The sequence below is a fragment of the Lentibacillus populi genome, assembly GCA_014642895.1.
In the GTDB taxonomy this organism is placed as follows: Bacteria; Bacillota; Bacilli; order Bacillales; family Amphibacillaceae; genus Lentibacillus_C; species Lentibacillus_C populi.
The window spans coordinates 1-22,551 of sequence record BMJD01000039.1 but is presented as its reverse complement, the minus strand read 5'-3'; the positions used below and the strand labels follow the sequence as shown (position 1 = coordinate 22,551).

The following is a 22,551-nucleotide window of genomic DNA, read 5'->3' as shown; positions in this document are numbered from 1 at the left end:
ACTTTCGGCATATTCTATTATTGGACATAGAAAATACCCTGCTACGATTGCAAACAGGGTATTACCAAACAACTAAAGGAAAAACTATTTATTCTACAAGAGGACATTCAAAAAGTAACTAAATGATAAGAGGCGACTTTTGGACCATGCATTACAGTACCTCTACCCATCCTTTGCGAATAGCGGATACAACTGCCTGTGTCCGATCGTTTACATTCATTTTCTGCAAAATGTTGCTGACATGGTTTTTTACTGTTTTTTCGCTGATATATAAAGATTCGGATACTGCGCGATTACTTTTGCCTTCTGCAAGTAATTGCAATACTTCACATTCGCGTTTAGTCAGCAGGTGGAGCGGTTTACGGTACTCAATACCATATTCCGATATGCCCATAACATTCTCATGTGCCAGACGACGATATTCCTGTACCAGATTATGGGTTACTTTTGGATGCAGGTAGGAACCTCCATCACTGACAACTTTAATAGCTTCAATCAATGAATCTGAGTCCATTTCCTTCAATAGATACCCTTGTGCACCAGTTTTTAAAGCATGTGTAACATAGCTTTCATCATCATGAATGGACAAAATAATGACACGGGTACGGGGAAAGTGTTTTACTAGATCAGAAGTTGCCTGCACACCATTCATGTTTGGCATATTGATATCCATTAAAACGACATCAGGGTGGTGTTCTTTAACAATTTGGGAAGCACTAAGGCCATCATCACCTTCTGCCACAACCTCAAACGACGGTTCAAATTCCAGAATGCGCTTAACCCCTTCTCGAAACAGCTTATGATCGTCAATTAACACGATCTTCGTTAATTTGGTTTTGGTTTTATTCATGGATATTGTTCCTCCTACATCTCTGATTCTATATTATCTATTTACCCTATTACAATGACTATGATAGATTTTATATTAGCCTTTATCTCTGTATATATCAAGTGACACTGAATAAGTCCTTTGTCACGAATTTTCTTGGCTGTTTCCGGTCCATTTGTCACTCTACATTATATGGAACACTGATTAAAATGATTGTACCTTTCCCAATAACTGAATTAATCTTCATTGTTCCTTCCAGCATTTCCACCCGCTCCCGCATGCCTATTAAACCAAATGACTTATCCCGTTTCGTTGTTGTATCAAAACCCTTGCCATTGTCTTTAATTGCTACGGTAAGGCGTTTTGGGCTAATTTCCAATTTCACCTTAATCAACGTTGCCTCCGCATGTTTGGTAGCATTTTGGACAGCTTCCTGAACCAGGCGGAATATAGCAATTTCGTACTTTTGATTCAGGCGTTTTTCACTGCCCATCGAAATAAACTCCATTTTAACAGAATGATAGTCTTCTATTGTTGATAAGTATTTTTTTAATGTTGGGATCAGCCCCAAATCATCTAGTGCCATAGGACGAAGATCATAAATGATCCGGCGAACCTCATATAAGGACGAGCGAATCATCCCCCGGACACTTTTAATCTCTTTTAATGCATTTTCTACACTGCCCTCACGAAAGGCTCGATCTACTAGTTCCGAGCGAAGCAAAATATTCGCAAGCATTTGTGCAGGCCCATCGTGAATTTCTCTTGATATCTTTCTGCGTTCTTCTTCCTGTGCTTCAATAATTTTTAACCCGAATTCCTGTTTTTCCCTTGCCTCTTCAATCATCTCGTTTACTTGCTTAAAATCGTCATTCAAATAGGTTAGGATTACCGAAATTTTTCCTGCAAGCCCTTCCGCACGTTCAATCGTCTGATCCAGTGAAATAAGTCTTCTTTGCAGGTCATCACGTCGTTCCCGCAACACCTTTTCTTCCTGACGAAGCATTGCCAATTCTGTTTGCATTTTATGGGTTCGTTCGTAAACTTCTCTAATTTCCGTTTCTGAATAACGATCGAAATATTTGCTAACCTCAGATAAACGTTGTCTGGAAAATCGTACTTTTTGCTGCAGCTTGTCACCAACATCGATATGCTTTACAACTTTTTCTTTTGTTTCGGTTAATTCCCTTTGAAGCTGCTCATAATCATTACGAGCCGCTTCGCTAATATTAAAAATTTCGTCCTTCGAGTTTTCAACCACATCGATCATTTCATCAATTACTGTATCTAACGCCTTTTCTGAAGTTTTCAGTACCATCGTGTAAAACCACCAACCTATGCTATAATAGTTCGCAAGCTCCATTCTTTTTTATAGGGTTTTCAGGAAAGATTATCCTATTTTTCAATCTAATCTATCCCCCTTTTCGAAATTGGCATATATCCTTATGTACTATAATGTCTGCTCAGGAGGCTAAATGCAACATGTTATCTAACTATTATACCGTAAAAAATGAAGGATCGGACCAACTAATTATTCAAAAGTCCCGTTTTATTGGTCATGTCAAACGTGTTGAAACGGAAGAAGCAGCACTTCGCTTCATTCAGGAAATAAAGAAAAAACATCATGACGCCACCCATAACTGCTCTGCTTATCTTATCGGTGAACACGATCAGATACAAAAAGCCAATGATGACGGCGAACCAAGCGGCACTGCCGGCGTGCCTATTCTGGAAGTGTTGAAAAAGCAGCACTTGAAAGATACTGCTGTTGTCGTCACCCGTTATTTCGGCGGCATTAAACTTGGTGCCGGCGGCTTAATTCGTGCATATGGCAGCACGACATCACAAACCATTCAAACTACCGGTATTGTGCAGCGGCAATTAGTGCAAGGATTTTCCGTTACTATTGATTATACCATGTTAGGCAAACTTGAAAACGAATTACGCAATTCCGAATATATTTTATCTACTATCAATTACTTAGAAAAAGTGGAACTGATCGTTTATGTAAGAAAAGGGGCAGAACAAGCCTTTATGGAATGGGTTATTAATTTAACTAGTGGCCAGGCAAATATAATGGAAACGGAACAAAACTATATCGAAATAGATGTTGAAAAAACCGAAAAATAATCGTGTGCTATACCTATCACATTCTTGGATAGGTATAGCACATTTTTCAAACAATCTTCATTTTACCTGTCTTTAAGCGCAGCCTCATCAGCAATTAACACGACATTTTCATGCTTTTGCAGTATTGAAGCCGGAAATGCTTCCGTTATCTCGCCAGTGATAAGCCGGGTAACCGCGTCGCTTTTCTTTTCACCGGAGACGAGTAAAATAATTTGCTTGCTTTCCATAATTGTCCCAATCCCCATTGTAACCGCCTTACTAGGAACATCGGCAAGCGAGGAAAAAAAGCGGGCATTGGCTTTTCTTGTAGATTCGTCTAATTCAACAATATGTGTTCTGCTGGAAAAGGACGTTCCCGGCTCATTAAACCCGATATGTCCATTCAGGCCAATCCCCAGCAGCTGGATATCAATATTGCCGGCAGCTTTAATCAGTTGTTCATAGTCCTGACAGTTGGCTTGCAAATTATCTCCCTCACCATTTGGCAAATGAGCCTGTTCCCGTGGAATATCAATATGCTTAAACAGCTTTTCCTGCATATAGTAATAATAACTGTTTGGATCCTGTTTGGATAAACCAACATATTCATCCAGATTAAATGTTGTAGTATTTTTAAACGAAACTTCATGATGGTGATGCTTTTTGATTAATTGCTGGTATAATCCCTCAGGCGTGGAACCTGTTGCTAAACCTAGAACCGGTTTTTCAATCGTATTCACTTTCTCCATTACGAGTTCGCATGCTTTTTCACTCATTGCTTGATAATCGGGTACCTTAATAATCTTCATTTTTATTCCTCCCTGTAAGCTGCCATACCACGGCAAATGGTCATTTCAATTGTTAGTTTGTCATCTACGAGCAACAGATCGGCATCTTTGCCAACAGCAATACTTCCTTTGTGATCATATACTTGAAGCTGCTTGGCCGGGTTGGAGGCTGCCATTTTAATCACTTCTTCAATCGTCACGTCACGCAACTGCAGCATATTCTGTGCACCTTGAACCATTTTCAAAATGCTTCCAGCCAATGTACCGTCGTCCAATACAGCACGGTCATTCGTTACTTTTACAGGCTGTCCGCCAAGTTCATAATTACCCGGCTGCAAGCATTTTGCCCGCATCGCATCGGTAATTAAAATTAGTCGTTCGCTGCCCATATTATCGTATATTAGTTGCAGCATTTCCAGTGAAACATGAATACCATCGGCAATTAATTCAGCACGTAATTCCTCCAGCTGCAATGCAGCACCAACAACACCAATATCACGGTGATGAATCCCTGTCATCGCATTACATAAATGGGTCACCTGTCTTACACCATAGGAAATAGCCTTTTTCATTCCGGCAAAATCTGTACCAGTGTGTCCGGCTGAAACATTGACTCCTGATTTTTGCAAATAGGAAATAAACGAACCATCTGTATCATGTTCTGGTGCAAGTGTTATAGTTTTGATGTTATTGCCGGAAAGGGCTTGCCACTTGTTAAATTGCTCGATATTGGGTTCCATAATATATTTCAGCGGTTGTGCACCTTTTTTACTTTTCTCAATAAAAGGCCCTTCCAAGTGAACACCGATCACTTCAGCTTGTCCAGGTTTATTTTCATAGTTAGCTACATTAACGAGCGCATTTTCAATGTTTTCGGGGGATTGCGTAATTGTTGTCGCTAAAAAACTGGTTGTCCCTTCCTTAGGCAATACTGCCGCCATTGTATCCAGTGCCGTTTCTGTTGCATCCATAACGTCCGCCCCATTGGCACCATGAATATGTCCGTCAATAAACCCTGGAATAATATTGCGATGTTGGGCATCAATGGTGGTAACTTGCCCAGTTATTTTTGCAGGTTGCTCATTTTCCGGATAAATTTCCTTTATTTTGCCGTTCTCGATTAGCAAGGAACCATTCATAATGATTTGGTTTTCCGTAAATATTTTTCCATTTTTAATGTATAATACGTTTCCGTTCCCCAATTTTTTTCAATCCTTTCCAGAACATTAATATTAAATTCCTATTATAGCATAGATATAGTTGTCTATACATTTATATAGGTATATACATCATAAATCTTCTTTGTTAAAATATAAAGCAACTACATTCCGGAAAAGAGGATAGCCGTTATGATCGATAAGAACTCTCCATTACCGATTTACTACCAAATTGAAGAAGAAATAAAACGATTGATTAATACAAAGCAGCTGACACCGGGAGAGTTGCTGCCATCTGAACGGGAATATGCGGAAAAATACAATATAAGCCGAATGACGGTTAGACAGGCCATTAACAACTTAGCCGCAGAAGGCTTGTTGTATCGCCTTAAAGGTAAAGGCACGTTTGTTGCGGAAAAGAAGTTTGAACAAAATTTGCAAGGTTTGACAAGCTTTAGTGAAGATATGCGTGCACGTGGGTTAACCCCGGCCAATCAGCTTATTGGTTTCCAATTAATCAAAGCTGATGAAAAAATTGCTAATCTTTTGTACATCAATATGGATGATTTGGTTTACGAGATAAAGCGGATACGCCTGGCAAACAACACACCAATAGCATTGGAGACGATTTATACACCGCAAAAATTGGTTGGAAAATTGCAGGAGAAAGATTTCACCTCATCCTTCTACCAATTTATTGAGGAAAAGCTGCGATTGACGATTGGACATTCAGATCAAATCATTGAATCCGTTATCGCTAATGACGTTGAAATCGAGTATCTGCACATGAAGCAAGGTGACCCAATCTTGCTGATGCAACGTATTACTTATTTAAATGATGACAACGAAACCCCGCTGGAATACGTGAAGTCAGCCTATCGGGCAGACAAATATAAATTTAAATTACAAATGAAACGGTAATATTATTAAAAAAGCTAGTACATGCTTTTTTGTTGGCCGCTTCCCAACTTTCTTCACGGATCACTGGCGGATGGTCTTTGTGTCAGGCTGATGTATAAGGTGTATAAACTTTAGCTCTTAAAGACATAAATTTCATGCAGGCTCTGGAAAATTTCGCCTTTGTTCTTGACTCTTCGTATAGGATAATGTTACTATACTGTTGACAATTAAAAATGGATCACATGTTACTGATTCGATTAGGCATGGTGGTATGATAGAGGGCAATTCGTCCTCCTATACCTCTATGCCTTTTTTAATTGGATAAGAAGTTATAAGATTCTAATTCGGCAACTTTTTGAACATGTATTTATGAGAGAACTTGTGATACTGTTCTTAATCGTTTGGTTGAAAACAATCTAAAAGGGTAAAATACGGTTTGAGTGTTTTATTGAGAAATTCTTAAATTTAATTTATTTCATCAAGGATTAGAAAGGAGCAGCTAGAATGTTTAAAAATCTATTTAAAAAATCAAGCACCCAGCAAATTTATGCGCCAATGAACGGGACGATTGTACCACTTGAGGAGGTTCCGGATCCGGTATTTAGCCAGAAGATGATGGGAGAAGGAGTTGCTATGATTCCGAGTGAAGGAAAAGTTCTCTCACCAGTAGATGGAAAAGTTGTACAAGTTCCCGATTCGAAACATGCTGTTGGAATCGAAGCCAATGATGGCACGGAATTATTAATTCATATTGGTTTAGAAACAGTTGCGTTAAAAGGAGAAGGATTTACACCAAAAGTAAATGTAGGAGATCCGGTTTCTGTTGGGGATCTCCTGATGGAATTTGATTTGGATTATATTCGTAACCATGCCAAAGATGTGATTACCCCAATTGTTATTACAAATAGTCAAAATAGCGATAAGCAATATGTCATCACTGAACAGAAAGAGGGTAGAGCAGCAGAAACGGAAATTATTACAGTTTCTTAGAAAACCTGGCTATTTCGCAACCCTTCATTGCCTAAGATGATCGGGGCGTGCAAAAAAATGTTTGGAACTGCCAGCTGGGATAGGGATGTGAATGTCGGTGAAAATAACGAAAATATTAAATAATAATGCCGTTATCGTAATGGATGGACAGCAGCAAGAGCAAATCGCTATCGGTGCCGGTGTCGGCTTTGAAAAGAGAAAAAACGACATTGTCAATATTAATAAAATTGAAAAGCTGTTTGTCCTAAAAGAAAATGAAAAACTCCAACAGTTATTATTACGGATACCGGAAGAACATTTTATCCTTTCAAAAGAAATTATTACGTACGCGGAAAAGCAGTTAGATACGAAGTTAAATGACCATATACTTTTGGCACTTACAGACCATATTTCCTTTGCCATTGAACGTGAAAAGCAGGGTATTCATCTTAAAAATAAATTATTGCAGGAAATAAAAATCTTATACAAGCCAGAATTTGAAATTGGGCTTTGGGCACTTCAGCATATAAAGGAGAAAAATCAGGTAGAGATGCCAATTGATGAAGCTGCCTTTATTGCCCTGCATATTCACACCATGAAAATTAAAGGAGGTGATTTGCACGAAACCGTCAGGCAAACAGCAATTGTAAGGGATATGGTAGAAACAATCAAAGATTATTTGCAAATCAAGATGGAAGAAGACGAAATTTCCTACGAACGTCTTATTACACATCTTCGCTTTGCTTTATCCAGGGCGAATCAATATGAGGTGCATTCCATGGATGAAGAAATGCTGCAAATGATAAAACGTAAATTTAACGTATCCTTTCGCTGTGCTTTGGAGGTTTCAAAAAAATTGTCCCGCGCACATGGTATCGAGCTGCCAGAGGAAGAATTAGGTTATATAACACTTCACATAGAACGGTTAAGACACTATTAGTCGATACGCTATTATATTTTTACTTTCTATTTTGGCAGCGGATACAATTAGCCGGAAATATCCGGATGGTGAAGTAGCCTCTCGCGGGATTGTTGGGAATAGATTTCCGTAATTATTTACTAAATAAAACAATAGGGGGAAAGTCAAATGATGAAAAAATTGCAAAACCTTGGCCGCGCTATCATGCTGCCGGTTGCTGTCCTTCCCGCAGCTGCTATTTTAGCAGGTATTGGGAACTGGATTTTAGGTCTTTCAGAAGGTAATGTTGTCGGTACATTTTTGCAGACTGCAGGAACATCAATCCTTGATAATCTAGGGATCCTGTTTGCTGTCGGTATTGCCATTGGATTATCAAAAGATAAACATGGTGCCGCTGGACTAAGTGGACTGGTTGGTTTTTTAGTTGTAACGACATTAATATCCACAGATGCGGTTGCCGGCTTACAGGGGATAGATCCTGAAAATGTGAACGCAGCCTTTGCACAAAATGAAAACGTATTTATCGGGATTATATCAGGTGTTATTTCCGCAATGATGTACAATCGATTTAGTGGCGTGAAATTGCCTGATGCACTTGCATTTTTTAGTGGTAAACGGCTTGCACCAATTATGTCGGCAGCAGCAATGGTTGTTATGGCCGGTATTCTGTATTTTGTATGGCCAGTTGTTTATTCATGGCTCGTATCGTTTGGTACAGCTATAAGTGATCTGGGCGCATTGGGTGCAGGATTGTACGGCTTCTTTAATCGCCTCTTAATTCCAACAGGGTTACACCATGCCCTGAACTCGGTATTCTGGTTCGATGTCGCGGGAATTAATGATATCGGTAAGTTCCTGGGCAGTGAGGGAACAAAAGGTATTACTGGTATGTATCAGGCAGGATTTTTTCCAATCATGATGTTCGGTTTACCTGCTGCAGCTTTAGCCATGTATCATACAGCAAAAACAAAGCGTAAAAAGCAAGCTGCATCCTTGATGATGGCTGCTGCATTTGCTGCTTTCTTTACTGGGGTTACAGAGCCACTTGAATTCTCGTTCATGTTCTTGGCACCAGCATTGTATGTTGTTCACGCTTTACTTACAGGTCTGTCCCTATTCATAGCAGCCTTATTTCATTGGACTTCTGGTTTTGGATTTAGTGCCGGATTTGTTGACTATCTCTTGAGCTTTACAAACCCGATCGCTAGCCAGCCATATATGCTCATTGTTCAGGGGCTTGTATTTGCGGTTATTTACTACTTCTTGTTCCGCTTCCTGATTGTTAAATTTAACTTGAAAACACCAGGCCGTGAAGATGAAACGACAGAAGAAGCACAAGGTGATGATCAAGCTAGCGGAGATGATAAATATACTGTCATGGCTGCCAAAATTTATGAAGGACTCGGCGGCGATGAAAATGTCGATGCGGTTGATTATTGCACGACTCGGTTAAGGGTAGAAGTAAAAGATATGGACAAAGTAGACCAGGATAAAATCAAATCTACGGGTGTCCCGGGGATTAATATAGTAGGTAAACAAAGTATTCAAGTTATCGTTGGTACAAGTGTACAATTTGTTGCCGATGAAGTAAATAAAATTCGTGGCAAGAAATAAATCGTATATTGTATTTGAAAGCGAACAGTATTGTATGTAAACTGTTCGCTTTTTACATGGTGAAATGTACATAGGCGTTTTACAGAAGGCGGCTTAGATATGTTTAAAATGAAGTTATGTGGAGGACGAGACTAAAGGACATTCATTACATTTCACCAACCTTAAATGGCTAATTCCCGCCTTATATGATCCATTTTATTACGGTCAATCCCTTTACTAAAATCCCCGTCCAGTCTGGCGCCAGAACCAATATGATATTCACTTGTGCCTATTTGTTTGTGAATGGAACCGATGTTGTCTGAAGAGATGCCGCTTCCCGCTAAAATAATTGGCCCCTCTAGTTCATTTGATAAAGCAACAAGCTGCTTTAGTTCGAGTGTTGCGTCTTTGGCCTTTGGTTTTCCACCTGAAGTCAATATTCGCTTAATATTTTTCTTATATTTATGCAAGACACGATAGCCATCAAGCTGAGAACGAAGCGAATCGAAAGCCCGATGAAAGGTCACATCAAAATCAGGGGCATGTTCCAAAACTTTATTCAACAGGTGCTCATCGATCTGGCCATCATCTGTGATACACCCGAAGACAATTCGATTTCCCCCAAGTGTTCGAATCATGGAAATATCCTCTTTCATCGTCTTCCAATCCGTTTCATCGTATACAAATCCATGGCTGTGTGGGCGGATCATAATCTGGACTGGAATGGCGGATGTGGATAGAACATTTTTGATTGTTCCATAGCTTGGTGTAAGTCCGCCTTCGTGAATCGCACTGACTAACTCCACTCGATCAGCGCCAAACGCTGCCGCCTGTCTCGTGTCCGCTGCATTCAAGGTAATAATTTCTATTTTCATGTTTGTGTCTCCTTCTGGATTATATTTGTAGGATGGGCGCCTGGTCACTTCCTAAATTTCCCCATATGTTGAACACATATAAATTGACTAAAAAAATCTTATAGAAATGAATTTTATCAGCCAATCGCCACAACATCGCTTAACACAAAAAACTACACCCGTCCCGCTGACGAAAGTGCAGTTCCTTTATTCCTTATTTATTTGCAATACTATTACTGGAAAAAGAATCGCTTCTTAACTCATTCACTAGAGCTTGGATTAATTCTTCAGATGATTGAATTTTAAAATTTTCCGTTTGCTCAATCAGCTTCTTTAACATCAATTTATATTTCTCTTGGTCTCCCACAACATATTCCCGCCTTTTAAAGGGTGTTCAAAAAATTTTCCAAATGGCAAGCAGCGAATTCGAGTTCCTATTTGTTTTTCAGCCACTCTAAACTGCCTTCTCCCGACCTTTCTTACAACGCACAGAACGGCTGGTGTCAACGTTGCTATGGACGCCTGGCTCTTAGCTGACCATCTATTTGGCAACTTTTCTGAACACGTATTTTTAGAAATTCGACCCATAATCGCATCATACCACAAAAACCAAACAAAACAATATCGAAAATTGTCGTATTAACAAATTTGACACGCAAATTTGTTTTTACCTGTACCATATTGTTCGTTAGGCTAGCAATGTTTATGATCGTTTTTTCCGTTTTAACAGGTGAACATATATTAGAAGCAATAACGCCATAAAAGCACCAAAGCTGTCAAGCACTACATCTCCGGCATATGGCGTCCGACCCGCAGTAAACCCTTGGTGAAACTCATCTAATCCAGCATATGCAACCGTTAAGGTAAATGATAAGGATATGCTCACCGGAAAAGTACAGGAAGTTGTTTTCCGAACTGCAGCAAGGAACAATAGCATTAATACAAAGAAAACGGTAACATGGGCTCCTTTTCGGATAAAGAACTCGATAAAACCAGCAACACCCAAAACATCAACACTGACCTCAGATTGGTGGTAAGAAAGGGAAACCCAATCGAGATAAGGTGCTAAAAACGAAAGATCCACCATATTTGTTAAAAACGGCTTCATATCCTGTTTCTCATAGGGTTGAGCCGAGGCGTAAAAAATCACACCCATCCAAGTCAACGGCAAAAGCCAATACCAAATTTTTTGCATTGAAGTCACCAAACTATCTTATCCAACTATTATTTTACAAAAAAAAACCGTATACCAAAGCTGCTACGGTTGATATCCGTTTATTTGTTTTGTTTATTTTTCCATTTATTAAATTCGAGATATTCTTTAAACTGCTCTTTGGATACACCTGATTCCATTGCTTCCTGAACGATCTTTAACCAGTCATCATCTAGCTGATCCTCTATCTGCATACTATCCTCACGAATTAACTCGTTAACAGACACACCTAATACCGCACCAACTTTTTCGATGAATTGGATGGATGGATTTGTTTGAAGGTTACGTTCAATGGAACTCAGATAAGATTTGGCTACACCTGCTTTTTCAGCCAGCTCTGATATAGACATCTTCTTATCCTGACGAAATTGTTTGATTTTTTCACCAATCAAGCCCACACACCTTCTTTCAGTGACGATTATACCACAATGAGGTGAATGGTTCTATAAAGCACATTTTGTTTTAGAAAATTATACACGCTCATTTTTTTTGGCTTAGAAATATTCGAATCTCCTCAATTGTAAGCCCGATTGTTTTCGCTTCTTTCATCAACTTAATCCACTCGTTATCCAATTTTCTTTTTTTGGCCGTTTCAATCATCGTTTTCCTCCCCCATTTACATTTCAGGTAATCCGGCTGCCATAGCTAATGCCTTAGACCCGTGATTTTGCGCCCCTATTTTTCAATAAGTTAGCTCTTTTCTGAGGAATCAACTCTCGTATAAGACTACTATACTATAGACGAGAAGGCTTGTGGATGTCTTGTTTTGTCAGAATAGAACTAGTTTTGTAAATAATTACTACTTATTACCCAGATACCATTATATTTTACACTTTGCGGTTCTATCTGCGTTCAGTATTCCACCTTCTCAAAAGTAGTTGATCATTCCCGCTTGTCCAATTGCTTTGTGCTTGATCCAGGTGTCAGTTCTCTTAAAATTACAATGTGTACTCTATAAAGAACATGCACAATTGCAGCATAGGTAATTTTTCTTATATCGAAAACGTCCAAAATCTGGCAAATACATCACAAAATATTTGTATTCTTCCATTTACTATTATTTTCTTCTTCCTTACTCAGCATTTAACATTTTTACAAATCATGATTGTCTTGCAAATTGTTGTTTAAATCCGCTTTCATAAACGATATACTAGATACAGTAGCGGAAGGAGCGAACGCTTTATGAAAAAAGTTGCAATCATCTTTATCACCGCTGGATTGTTTTTTGTTATCTTTGGTGGCTATCAATTGTTCAAAACAAATAAAGCCCAGGAAAAAAGTTTAGCCGAAGCAGAAGCTTTATTAACAAATGAAACTTCTCGTGATACTGTCTCGTCCAGCAGTATGGAAGCAGCTGCATCGTTCGCCCCTTCAACAGGGGAAACAGTCGGCATTTTACATATCCCTGAATTGCACGCTGACCTTCCAATTGTAGAAGGAACAGATGAGGATGATTTGGAAAAAGGGGTTGGACATTATAAAGGGACGGCCTATCCGGAACAGCAAGATCAAATCGTCCTGTCCGGCCACCGTGATACGGTTTTTCGACGGATGGGGGAATTGGCCATTGGTGATGTTTTAACGATTAAGCTCCCTTATGGTGATTTCTCCTATGAGATCGTCGATACGAAAGTTGTGGATGCCGATGACCGGACTGTTATTGCTTCGACCGCGCCAAAGGAAGTGTTAACGGTGACAACATGCTACCCGTTTTCCTACATTGGAAATGCACCGGAACGTTATATTATAACCGCATTGCCAACTGAAAATGGCAACTGACACTTCGCAGACGCAGAAACTGCCAGCTTAGCAATTTTTATTTGTTTTTTAACCAGAGGAGAGTCTTTGTAAATATTATAAAGTGTACTGAGGAGGAATTTAACAATATAGCAGCCGAGATTAAGTATCATATGAATACTGTATAATACCAAAAATCGGCTGTATCCAACCCGGATTTTCCAATTTTTAAGGATGTGCTATAAAACAGAAAATGGTATGATAAATAAAGAGTTTGTATTGATTGAGGGGGTCTATATGAAAAAAATAACGATGATCTTATCTATTTTGTTTTTCGTATTTCTGGCTGCTTGTTCAAGTGATGAAGCGACGCCACAGGATCGTTTCGCTACATATGTAAAACAATGGAATGATCAAAAATTCAATGAGATGCACGACATGCTTTCGGCCAAATCAGCTGAGAAATACTCAACGGAGCAATTTGTTGATCGATATAAGAAAATATACAAAGATCTTGGTATATCAGATTTAAAGGTTTCCTTTAAGAAGTTGGGTGAAGAAAAACTGGAAAGTGCCATGGATAAAGGTAAGGCGACTTTCCCGATAACGGTAAAAATGAACACGATTGCCGGCCCTATTTCGTTTGATTATAAAGCGACACTTGTAAAAGAAGGAGAAGATGACAAGGAAAATTGGTTTGTACAATGGGATCCGGGATTTATTTTTCCAGAAATTAAAGACGGCGGTGAAATCGGAATCCAGACTGAAGTACCGAAGCGCGGTGAAATCCTTGATCGGAACAAGATGCCGTTAGCAATCAACGATATTGCTTACGAAATTGGCATTATTCCAGAGAAACTAGGTGACAATCCAGAGGCAATGAAAAAGAAAATCGCTGGATTATTAGACATGTCGGTTGATGGAATTGATGCCGCTCTAAACGCCGACTGGGTCGAACCAAATCTATTTGTACCACTAAAGAAAGTTCCAAAAACGAAGGAAGCGGTTCTTAATCAACTGTGGGAGCTTGATCCAGTCACAGAGCGTGAAGTTACCGGACGTGTATATCCTGCCGGGGAAGCTGCTGCACATTTAGTAGGATATGTCGGGAAAATTACCGCTGAGGAACTGGAAAAACAGGAACCCGGTGAATATACGGCAAATGACACGATCGGTAAACGCGGACTTGAACAGCTATACGAAGACCAATTGAAAGGGGAACAAGGCGTTACAATCACGGTCTCCAAAGAGGGCGAGGATGACGTAGTACTTGCCGAAAAACCCGTAAAAGATGGGGAAAATATTCAAACGACCATTGATGTTGATCTTCAAGAAAAGATTTATTCCTCCTATGATGGAGAAGCAGGGACAACAGCTGCTGTTAACCCGAAAACCGGAGAAACGTTGGCACTTGTCAGCAGCCCTGCATTTAATCCAAATAAAATGCTTTACGGTGTCAGCCAAAGCGAATTGGGAAAATTGCAGGATGATCCGCAAAAGCCAATGATTAACCGTTTTTCCGCAACCTTCGCACCAGGATCGGTTATGAAGCCTATTACAGCGGCTGCTGGTTTAAACAATGGCAGCATTGATCCTGATAAAGGGATTGAAATCAATGGTTTAGACTGGAGTAATGGTAAAGGATGGGGTGATTATAAGGTACATCGTGTCTCCAGTTCAGACGGCCCAGTTGATCTCACGGATGCACTGGTTCGCTCCGATAATATTTATTTTGCCATGAAAGCCGTCGACATGGGTGCTGAGGCTTTTGCCAAGGGGTTGAAGCAATTTGGTTTCGGTGAAGATGTTCCTTTTGAATACCCAATCGAAACATCAACTATTTCTGAAAGCGGAAAATTTGCCGATGAAGTACAACTAGCAGATTCCAGCTATGGGCAAGGGCAAATTCAAATGAGCCCATTACATCTCGCCATGGCTTATACATCCTTTTTAAACGACGGAAAGATGCTGAAACCTGTATTACTGGGTAATGAGAAAACCGGCCAAACATGGAAGGAAGGACTTGTTACAAGTGATCAGGCAAACGTCATTAAGGATGCTCTGCGTAAAGTTGTAGATTCACCAAAAGGAACCGCAAAGGGTGCAAAAAACGCTGATTTTGCCATCTCCGGTAAAACCGGAACCGCTGAACTTAAAAAGACGGCAGATGATAAGTCCGGTCAGGAAAACGGTTGGTTTGTCGCATATCCAACCGAGGAACAGGATATACTGATTGCCATGATGATTGAGCATACCGAGTATAAAGGCGGGAGCAGTTACGCCGTTAAGAAGGTTACCAATATATTGAAGGATTTTCATAAATAGATGAAATAAGCTCTCAGGATAGCTGATTATTCTGAGAGCTTTTATTGAGGTTTTCGATTTGGATAGAGGTTTGCTGGGCGAGTTGATGTTTTGGCGGGTACCAATCCTCTGGAATCGGATTGGTACCCAACTCTGTATATTACAATTATACCAAAGTCTAGTAGAAATGCCTCGTTCTTTATTACAATTTTTTGACCAACGAATGAAACGCTTCTTCATTACGTTCGTCCAATGCTTGATCAATTAATCGCTTTAAGTTTTGTCGTTCTAGCTCATCAATAATGACAGCGATTTCATTTTTAGCGGTACTGCTTATATCATTAATATAGTATGGCTGAATAATTTTTCTCAGCTCATTCATGAAATCAGGAAGGGATACAAGCTTTGTCATGGGAATGTGAATGATGTCCTTGCCTTTTTGGAAAGCAAAACTGGCATCGATGTTATCTACCTCCTGTGTTCTCCGGTTAATCCGGATTTCCTTTGCTTTAACCGGGACAAAATGGTACAACTGATCATGAATTAACACTGTGAAATACTGATATGCCAGGATAACACGAACATACTCATCATCGGCTTTAATATAATACGGCTTCAACATCTTAACGGTAACCATCATAATCCTCCTCCCAATCTTATTTATGCTTGTAATATTCAGTTAATTAATTTTACACAATTATTTTGAAAAATTCAAGGGTAAATTATGGGAAACGACTATAAATTAAAATGGAATCAGCAAAAGCCAGCCAATATTTTTTGAATCGGCTGGATTTTTGACAGGTTTTTAACTAATTTGATTAATAATATTTTCCACGACCTTATTAAACTCATTTTCACCCGGCAATGCATACTTTTCCTCGATTTGATCACGGTATTGTCCAGCTTTCTTTAAATTTTCAATTCCTTTTTTCATGTAGCTTTTATAACGATTATTCAATTCACTTATTTTATCTGCATATTTTTCGTCTGTTCCGGGAGTGACTAACTCTTCGTACAGGTCAATTATACAATCCCCGTCTTTTTTCGGGAAAAATTCATGGGGATCAGTGCTGTCAAAAATGCAAAAATCAAGATCTCGTACCAGTACCATGTCAATGCTGTTTGGATCAAAGCTGCAATGATACAATTCAATATCAAGACCGTGCTCAGTGCAGGCATTTGCAATCTTTTTCATGAAAGTTGATTTTCCAGTACCGGCGCGGCCTTTGATGAAATATACATTATTTACACCCTGAATGATTTCCGGCACTACATTTACAACACCATCTGAAGTGTTTGTGCCAAAGAGACGGTGATACGTATGACCTTTTGTTTCCGATATTGGTTGGGAATATAGAAGTTTTTCAATAAATTCTTTTGTAAGTTCATCGGCACGGGCGAAGTCCATTTGGCTGATATAAATCTCTTCTAAATCATCATGTATTTTTAATCCCGCAGAAAAATCATTATACGCATTTTCAATGGCCAATTTCTCTTTATCTAAAACCTCATAATCGGTGTTCTTTATATCAAAAAAATTTCCCAGATTTACGTTTAACATATCTTCAAATTCCGGGGTGGATTCAGTAAATAAAGCAACTGATTTATTACGAACAATCAAACCATCTAAGTAATCATTTCCATGGACACTTTTTATAATTTCCAGATTTAATTGACCCTCATAAAAATTAACAAATTTCCTTATTACTGCTGTCTTAACTTTTAATGAGGGATGAGTTAATACAAATACATTCTTAATATTCTTTATGTTAGATTGTGAAAAGTCTTGCTTTCCGGAAGCTGTATGTCCGTGAACATAATAATAAGTTTTTTGCGACAAAGGACAACACACCCTTTTTTTGTATATTTAATTCTCCTTTATTAACTTATGCAAGGATAAAGAATTGTGAACCTTGGAGTACATTTTAGTAACATACCACTTAATTATGATACTATCATTATCAATCGTAATTCAATAACAAGCAACATATTAAATTCCTTCTCACCACAAAAAAGCCATGCAGATAATACTATCCACATGACTTCTTTACTCCTTACGCCAATTCCGCCCGTTCCTCCTCCGTAAACACCCGCGATCTCGTCAAAAACCGCTTACCCTCAGGACCTTCCAATGAAAACATTCCGCCGCGTCCATCTACTGCATCGATGATCAGCTGAGTATGTTTCCAGTATTCGTATTGATCCTTGGACATGTAAAATGGTGTGTCTCCTATTTTCCCGAGCAACACATCCGCTTCCCCGACAATAAATTCATCACGCGGATAACACATCGGCGAGCTCCCGTCACAGCATCCGCCTGATTGATGAAACATTAGCGGGCCATGAATCTTTTTTAATGTATTAATTAATTCCAAAGCTTCATCGGTAACCGTCACACGTTCAACCATTTTTCACACCCCTTCTATAAGCAAAATTTTTAGGTGGAACCTATCTATTTTGTATAGGGCGGGTAATTCCACGAATCACCCGCCTCCCCCCGTACGCATATTTTTTTAAAATAAACCAGCAGGACCTTCACTATAGCTTATTAACAGGTTTTTCGTTTGTTGATAGTGATCAAGCATCATTAAATGATTTTCCCGGCCGATACCAGATTTTTTATAGCCGCCGAATGCAGCATGTGCTGGATATTGGTGGTAGCAGTTAGTCCATACACGTCCCGCTTCAATTCCACGCCCAAAACGGTATGCTGTATTAATATCACGGGTCCATACACCTGCTCCTAATCCGTATAATGTATCGTTGGCGATCTCCATCGCTTCCTCGTTATCTTTGAACGTAGTTACTGATAGCACCGGTCCAAAAATTTCTTCCTGGAAAATGCGCATTTTGTTGTTACCCTTGAAAATGGTTGGCTGAATATAATAGCCATTTTCCAAATCTTCATCATCAAGTTTATTCACTTCACCGCCAACAACAACTTCTGCGCCTTCCTGTTTTCCAATATCCAAATACGATTTAATTTTTTCCATTTGTTCTTCCGATGCCTGTGCCCCCATCATGGTTTCCGTATCAAGTGGGTGACCGATTTTAATTTGGTTTACCCGTTCAACCGCCCGCTCAATGAATTGATTATAAATCGATTCATGCACAAGTGCGCGCGATGGACATGTGCAAACCTCACCCTGATTGAGCGCAAACATGACGAATCCTTCAACCGCTTTATCAAGAAATCCATCATCCTTATCCATCACATCTGCAAAGAATATGTTCGGTGATTTCCCGCCAAGCTCAAGCGTCACTGGAATAATATTTTCAGACGCGTATTGCATAATTAATCGTCCAGTTGTTGTTTCACCAGTAAAGGCCACTTTCGAGATGCGACTGTTCGTTGCTAGCGGTTTCCCGGCTTCAAGGCCGAAGCCATTAACAATGTTGACGACACCTGCAGGCAGTAAATCTTTTATCACATCTAGTAAAGTATGAATGGACGCTGGTGTTTGCTCGGCTGGTTTCAGCACAACACAGTTTCCTGCAGCAAGTGCCGGTGCGAGTTTCCATGTCGCCATTAAGAGTGGAAAGTTCCATGGTATAATTTGCCCGACAACACCAAGTGGCTCATGGAAGTGATAAGCTACTGTATCATTGTCAATTTGGCTGATGCCGCCTTCTTGCGCTCGAATTACTCCGGCAAAATAGCGGAAATGATCTACCGCTAGTGGCAAGTCAGCAGCAAGCGGTTCTCGTACTGCCTTACCGTTGTCCCACGTTTCCGCTACCGCGAGCATTTCCATATTTTCCTCGATTCGATCGGCAATTTTATTGAGGATATTTGCCCGCTCTGCTACCGATGTTTTACCCCACGCATCTTTAGCAACATGTGCAGCCTCAACCGCTGCTTCTACATCTTCTTTATTCGATCTGGCAATCTCACAAAATACTTTTCCGGTGACGGGACTGACGTTTTCAAAGTATTTTCCACTGGCAGGCGGTCGATACTCCCCGCCGATAAAATTATCGTACCGTTCCTTGAATGATACCTTAGCGCCTTCTGTGTTTGGATTTGCGTACCTCATGATAAACATTCCTCCCCTTATAAATTGTAAGCGTTTGCAATAAATTAGCTGTGAACACTAACGGACAACAGCCTCTGTTTCAAATTATACCAGTTGATTCGGAATTATTCCAACAATTCAATAACCGTATATGAACTTCATTTACCATGTTTGAAACAAGAAAAGCGTAAGCGCCCGGTTAGCGGCGTATGGACTGCGCCCTGCCAAGCAGGGTGGTTCGGTGTTGCCGCGCAAAGCGGCGGTTTTAACCGAACATTCCTGCGTAGGAGATAAAGGAAACATGCCACTAAAAAAGGGGTATGCCGACGTTGGGCGCAAAGCCCGTTCTTAGTCGGCCTTCCTTCTTACCCGAACCGATGTTGACTTATCGTACGAAGGTGAAGGAAGCACACTAGCAGCTGGGCGCTGGAGCTGGACATGGCCTTTCTTGATTATGAATTAATATCGCTAAAAACTCTATACTTTCTGTACTTTCAAAAAAAGAAAACAAGCCCATTTATCCGAGGACTTGTTTCCAGTGCTGAAGCAACTATACTTTTTTCGTCTATATAAAAAAGATGCCAAACCGGACATCTTAACAAAATATATGAACATAAAAAAAGTGCCTATCCCTACTGATTCATTTTTAAAAAGAATTGCTTCAGCCCATTAATATTTAAAATTACTTCAATTCCGGAAGCATCCGAACTTCCTGCTCCATTGATGATTTACAAAGCGGACATTTTGGTTCTTCGTCAAAGCTATAAGATTCGCGCATCCATCCTTGACAGTCCTCACTTGTACATGACCAGACCTTTGTCTCCACTTCTGGAAGCGGCTCTTTAGGCCCACGTGAAAAAGACATGATAGCAACCCCTTTCATGGTACTACTTATATTATACTCCTTTCCCATACACAAAGAAAGGGCAGACAGCTTATCACTGCAAACATTTGTGAATTTGTCTGGTTAACGTCTCTCTTATAAGGATTGACCAATTCTTACTATTTCATACATAAGGCGGTTTTCCCTGCCTAAATGGAAAACCGCCATGTCTTTACAACACAAATCGCTCAATCGCCTTTGCTACGCCGTCTTGATTGTTCGTATCGGTTACAAAATCGGCAGCTTTTTTCACTGCATCCTGGGCGTTTCCCATCGCAATACCGATCCCGCCCTGTTGAATCATTTTAATATCGTTTAAACTATCGCCAACTGCCATTACATTATTCATGGTAGTACCAATCCATTCACAAACCGATCTCAATGCAGTAGCTTTATTTACACCAATCGGATTGACTTCAATATTGGTTGGAGTTGAGTTACTTAATTCTAATTCTTTGTGATACGATAGCTTCTTCACAAGGTCATCAAGTTTTTCCTTATCATGTGAATCAAAGCCGATTTTAAGCCATTCATGATCATTAAAGTTAGCTGGGCGAGCGTCATACCAGATATCATCGGTTGAAACCATCCAACTGGTCATGTCATTTTCTGCCCCTAACTCCCACATCATTTCCATTAATTTCGTATCAATTAAATGCCGCTCCTTCAATTCTTTATCAAAGGTCCAAATTTCTCCACCATTTACCGTCACCAAATACGACGTCAGATTTAGTGATTCAGCAAACGGACGACAGGAACTGATCCAGCGCCCCGTACTTAATACAACATGTACATCGTTCGCAAGTGCCTGTGCAATTGCTTCCCGTGTACGTTTCGAAACTTCCTGTTCACTTGTTAATAACGTACCATCCATATCTAATGCTACTAATTTAATCTCATGCTTCTTTTCCATTATACGTACGCTCCCTATCCAATTTATGTAGTTTTTGAATCCCACTGTCGTAAAAAAAGGTGGTAAAAAACGGAATCAACAGCAAAAATAATAAAACAAAAAATAACAGCTGTATATTATATAAATCGACAATTAAGCCGCCAAAAACCGGTCCAATCATTCGTCCGGCTGCACTGACACTGTTAACAAATCCCTGGTAAAATCCTGCTCTCCCTTTTGGTGCTAGTTCACTTGCAATAGTAGGAACCGCCGGCCACATTAGCATTTCTCCGACTGTTAAAATAACCATCGCAACCGCGAACATCGTAAATTCCTCTGCGAACATGGCAATTAAAAAGGAAGTGAATAGTATGGCATTACCGAGATAAATGTGTATTTTTTGCGATCTAAATTTACCTGTAACCCATTTTACCAGAGGTTGACCAAGAACGATAAGAAAACCATTAATCGCCCACAATGAACTGTATCGATCAAGCGGTATACCGACATCCTGCGTGTGGGAGGCAATCGTTGACTGCCACTGACTATAGGCAATCCAGGCTGTAAAAAATCCGACACATAAAATAATTAGCGCCATAAAGGAAGATTTGTTCCTGATTTTCCCACTCTGCTCAATAACCGTTGTATTCATTTGCCGATCGCGTTCATTATCTATTCCTTTGAAAGCAACGAGTACAATCAGGAAGAAAACCACAAACAATAATGCGTTCGCGATAAAAATATAATTAAAGGAAATGCTGGCGACGTAACCGCCTACTGTCGCTCCCAGTGCAACACCCAAATTTTGTGCGACGTAGATGGCATTAAACGCTCGCCGGCCACCTTCAGGCCATATGGATCCAGCCATCGCAAACATCACCGGCCAGGTAATACCGGTTCCAAAACCAATTAAAATAAGCAAAATGGAATATGGCAATATGTTATGGTTAAACGATAGAATAATTGCTGCCCCCATTGCAAGTCCCGTTCCATAAAGAATTGTCCGATACGCACTAAATTTATCAAACAACACTCCACCAATTAAATTTCCCGCAATCGTTGCACCTTGATTAAACATCAAAATAAACCCCGCAAAAGCTAAACTCCTGCCGAGCTCATTATGCATATAAATGGTATTCAACGGCCACAAAAATGAAGCCCCTGTAACATTAATCGTTGTTGCTATCACCAGCACCCAAATGAACCTAGGCACAGTCTTCATCTCACCTTCTTAACATACTCGATTAGACTATTCTAATCTATTTCGAGTAACTAAGCAATTGGAATGATGTTTAAGTTTACCTTTTTTCGCCGCATAAAACGGAATTATTTCACCTTAAGAGTCCTTTAGAAGGTTTTTTTTCGTTTTTATTGAAGGAAGCAAATTT

At 39.8% G+C, this 22,551-nt stretch carries 23 protein-coding genes and 1 riboswitch; of the genes, 7 read left to right on the top strand and 16 right to left on the bottom strand.

Annotated elements, in window-relative coordinates; all coding sequences use genetic code 11:
• Window positions 1-151: 151 nt before the first annotated feature.
• A complete protein-coding gene (locus IEX12_RS17985) occupies window positions 152-850 on the bottom strand; it encodes a response regulator transcription factor (protein ID WP_088052942.1) in 699 nt (232 codons plus the stop codon).
• Window positions 851-1,007: 157 nt separating this feature from the next.
• Window positions 1,008-2,147 carry a sensor histidine kinase gene (locus IEX12_RS17980; protein ID WP_102414927.1) on the bottom strand — a complete coding sequence of 380 codons (1,140 nt, stop codon included), beginning with the start codon at window positions 2,145-2,147 and terminating at the stop codon, window positions 1,008-1,010.
• Between the two features lie 164 nt (window positions 2,148-2,311).
• Between IEX12_RS17980 and IEX12_RS17975 the strand changes: the two genes are divergently transcribed.
• Window positions 2,312-2,959: a YigZ family protein gene (locus IEX12_RS17975; RefSeq protein WP_088052940.1), complete on the top strand. Its 648-nt coding sequence runs from the start codon at window positions 2,312-2,314 to the stop codon at window positions 2,957-2,959.
• Between the two features lie 62 nt (window positions 2,960-3,021).
• Here the strand turns inward: IEX12_RS17975 and nagB are convergent, their stop codons facing one another.
• Together nagB and nagA are read right to left on the bottom strand one after the other, a co-directional pair.
• The gene (gene nagB, locus IEX12_RS17970) at window positions 3,022-3,747 is read right to left on the bottom strand and encodes a glucosamine-6-phosphate deaminase (RefSeq protein WP_102414926.1); all 726 of its coding nucleotides are present in this window, start codon (window positions 3,745-3,747) and stop codon (window positions 3,022-3,024) included.
• A 2-nt stretch (window positions 3,748-3,749) separates the two neighbouring features.
• Entirely contained in the window at window positions 3,750-4,928 is a 1,179-nt protein-coding gene (gene nagA, locus IEX12_RS17965) for an N-acetylglucosamine-6-phosphate deacetylase (RefSeq protein ID WP_155554872.1), read from the bottom strand.
• A gap of 147 nt (window positions 4,929-5,075) precedes the next feature.
• On the opposite strand from nagA, the gene IEX12_RS17960 reads away from it, so the two are divergent.
• The 4 genes from IEX12_RS17960 to nagE all read left to right on the top strand — a co-directional run bounded on the left by IEX12_RS17960 (window position 5,076) and on the right by nagE (window position 9,285).
• Window positions 5,076-5,804, top strand: coding sequence for a GntR family transcriptional regulator (locus tag IEX12_RS17960; protein ID WP_088052937.1), 729 nt, complete (start codon window positions 5,076-5,078; stop codon window positions 5,802-5,804).
• A 483-nt stretch (window positions 5,805-6,287) separates the two neighbouring features.
• Window positions 6,288-6,773, top strand: a complete 486-nt coding sequence (locus tag IEX12_RS17955; protein ID WP_088052936.1) for a PTS sugar transporter subunit IIA — start codon at window positions 6,288-6,290, stop codon at window positions 6,771-6,773.
• 91 nt (window positions 6,774-6,864) lie between these two features.
• Window positions 6,865-7,692 carry a PRD domain-containing protein gene (locus tag IEX12_RS17950; protein WP_371871344.1) on the top strand — a complete coding sequence of 276 codons (828 nt, stop codon included), beginning with the start codon at window positions 6,865-6,867 and terminating at the stop codon, window positions 7,690-7,692.
• 147 nt (window positions 7,693-7,839) lie between these two features.
• Window positions 7,840-9,285, top strand: coding sequence for an N-acetylglucosamine-specific PTS transporter subunit IIBC (gene nagE / locus IEX12_RS17945; protein ID WP_088052935.1), 1,446 nt, complete (start codon window positions 7,840-7,842; stop codon window positions 9,283-9,285).
• 161 nt (window positions 9,286-9,446) lie between these two features.
• Here the strand turns inward: nagE and IEX12_RS17940 are convergent, their stop codons facing one another.
• The 5 genes from IEX12_RS17940 to IEX12_RS17920 form a co-directional block, all read right to left on the bottom strand.
• Complete coding sequence (locus IEX12_RS17940) at window positions 9,447-10,139, bottom strand: copper homeostasis protein CutC (RefSeq protein ID WP_188725631.1); 693 nt, start codon at window positions 10,137-10,139, stop codon at window positions 9,447-9,449.
• A gap of 193 nt (window positions 10,140-10,332) precedes the next feature.
• On the bottom strand, window positions 10,333-10,485 hold the full coding sequence (locus IEX12_RS17935) for a hypothetical protein (RefSeq protein WP_188725630.1): 153 nt from the start codon (window positions 10,483-10,485) through the stop codon (window positions 10,333-10,335).
• Window positions 10,486-10,821: 336 nt separating this feature from the next.
• The gene (locus IEX12_RS17930; RefSeq protein ID WP_088052933.1) at window positions 10,822-11,313 is read right to left on the bottom strand and encodes a VanZ family protein; all 492 of its coding nucleotides are present in this window, start codon (window positions 11,311-11,313) and stop codon (window positions 10,822-10,824) included.
• Between the two features lie 80 nt (window positions 11,314-11,393).
• Window positions 11,394-11,723, bottom strand: a complete 330-nt coding sequence (locus IEX12_RS17925) for a helix-turn-helix domain-containing protein (RefSeq protein ID WP_088052932.1) — start codon at window positions 11,721-11,723, stop codon at window positions 11,394-11,396.
• A gap of 88 nt (window positions 11,724-11,811) precedes the next feature.
• Window positions 11,812-11,931 carry an anti-repressor SinI family protein gene (locus tag IEX12_RS17920; protein ID WP_088052931.1) on the bottom strand — a complete coding sequence of 40 codons (120 nt, stop codon included), beginning with the start codon at window positions 11,929-11,931 and terminating at the stop codon, window positions 11,812-11,814.
• A gap of 23 nt (window positions 11,932-11,954) precedes the next feature.
• A riboswitch (cyclic di-GMP riboswitch) is annotated at window positions 11,955-12,037 on the bottom strand.
• Window positions 12,038-12,513: 476 nt separating this feature from the next.
• On the opposite strand from IEX12_RS17920, the gene srtD reads away from it, so the two are divergent.
• Both srtD and IEX12_RS17910 read left to right on the top strand, forming a co-directional pair.
• Window positions 12,514-13,110, top strand: coding sequence for a class D sortase, LPxTATN-specific (gene srtD, locus IEX12_RS17915; protein ID WP_088052930.1), 597 nt, complete (start codon window positions 12,514-12,516; stop codon window positions 13,108-13,110).
• A gap of 255 nt (window positions 13,111-13,365) precedes the next feature.
• Window positions 13,366-15,393 carry a penicillin-binding transpeptidase domain-containing protein gene (locus IEX12_RS17910; RefSeq protein ID WP_155555370.1) on the top strand — a complete coding sequence of 676 codons (2,028 nt, stop codon included), beginning with the start codon at window positions 13,366-13,368 and terminating at the stop codon, window positions 15,391-15,393.
• 181 nt (window positions 15,394-15,574) lie between these two features.
• Here IEX12_RS17910 and IEX12_RS17905 read toward each other — a convergent pair whose 3' ends face one another.
• From IEX12_RS17905 to IEX12_RS17875, 7 genes are all read right to left on the bottom strand, one after another.
• Window positions 15,575-16,012 carry an IDEAL domain-containing protein gene (locus tag IEX12_RS17905; protein ID WP_235000482.1) on the bottom strand — a complete coding sequence of 146 codons (438 nt, stop codon included), beginning with the start codon at window positions 16,010-16,012 and terminating at the stop codon, window positions 15,575-15,577.
• A 165-nt stretch (window positions 16,013-16,177) separates the two neighbouring features.
• Window positions 16,178-17,212 (bottom strand): hypothetical protein, encoded by a 1,035-nt coding sequence (locus IEX12_RS17900; RefSeq protein WP_088052927.1) that lies wholly within the window; start codon window positions 17,210-17,212, stop codon window positions 16,178-16,180.
• 214 nt (window positions 17,213-17,426) lie between these two features.
• A complete protein-coding gene (locus IEX12_RS17895) occupies window positions 17,427-17,780 on the bottom strand; it encodes a DUF779 domain-containing protein (RefSeq protein ID WP_088052926.1) in 354 nt (117 codons plus the stop codon).
• Window positions 17,781-17,885: 105 nt separating this feature from the next.
• Window positions 17,886-19,409 carry an aldehyde dehydrogenase gene (gene adh, locus IEX12_RS17890; RefSeq protein ID WP_188725629.1) on the bottom strand — a complete coding sequence of 508 codons (1,524 nt, stop codon included), beginning with the start codon at window positions 19,407-19,409 and terminating at the stop codon, window positions 17,886-17,888.
• A 661-nt stretch (window positions 19,410-20,070) separates the two neighbouring features.
• Window positions 20,071-20,253 (bottom strand): cold-shock protein, encoded by a 183-nt coding sequence (locus IEX12_RS17885; protein ID WP_088052924.1) that lies wholly within the window; start codon window positions 20,251-20,253, stop codon window positions 20,071-20,073.
• Window positions 20,254-20,443: 190 nt separating this feature from the next.
• Complete coding sequence (locus IEX12_RS17880; RefSeq protein WP_088052923.1) at window positions 20,444-21,184, bottom strand: Cof-type HAD-IIB family hydrolase; 741 nt, start codon at window positions 21,182-21,184, stop codon at window positions 20,444-20,446.
• Window positions 21,168-22,376 (bottom strand): MDR family MFS transporter, encoded by a 1,209-nt coding sequence (locus IEX12_RS17875; protein ID WP_102414920.1) that lies wholly within the window; start codon window positions 22,374-22,376, stop codon window positions 21,168-21,170. Before IEX12_RS17875 ends, IEX12_RS17880 begins: the two co-directional genes overlap by 17 nt.
• Between the last annotated feature and the right edge of the window lie 175 nt (window positions 22,377-22,551).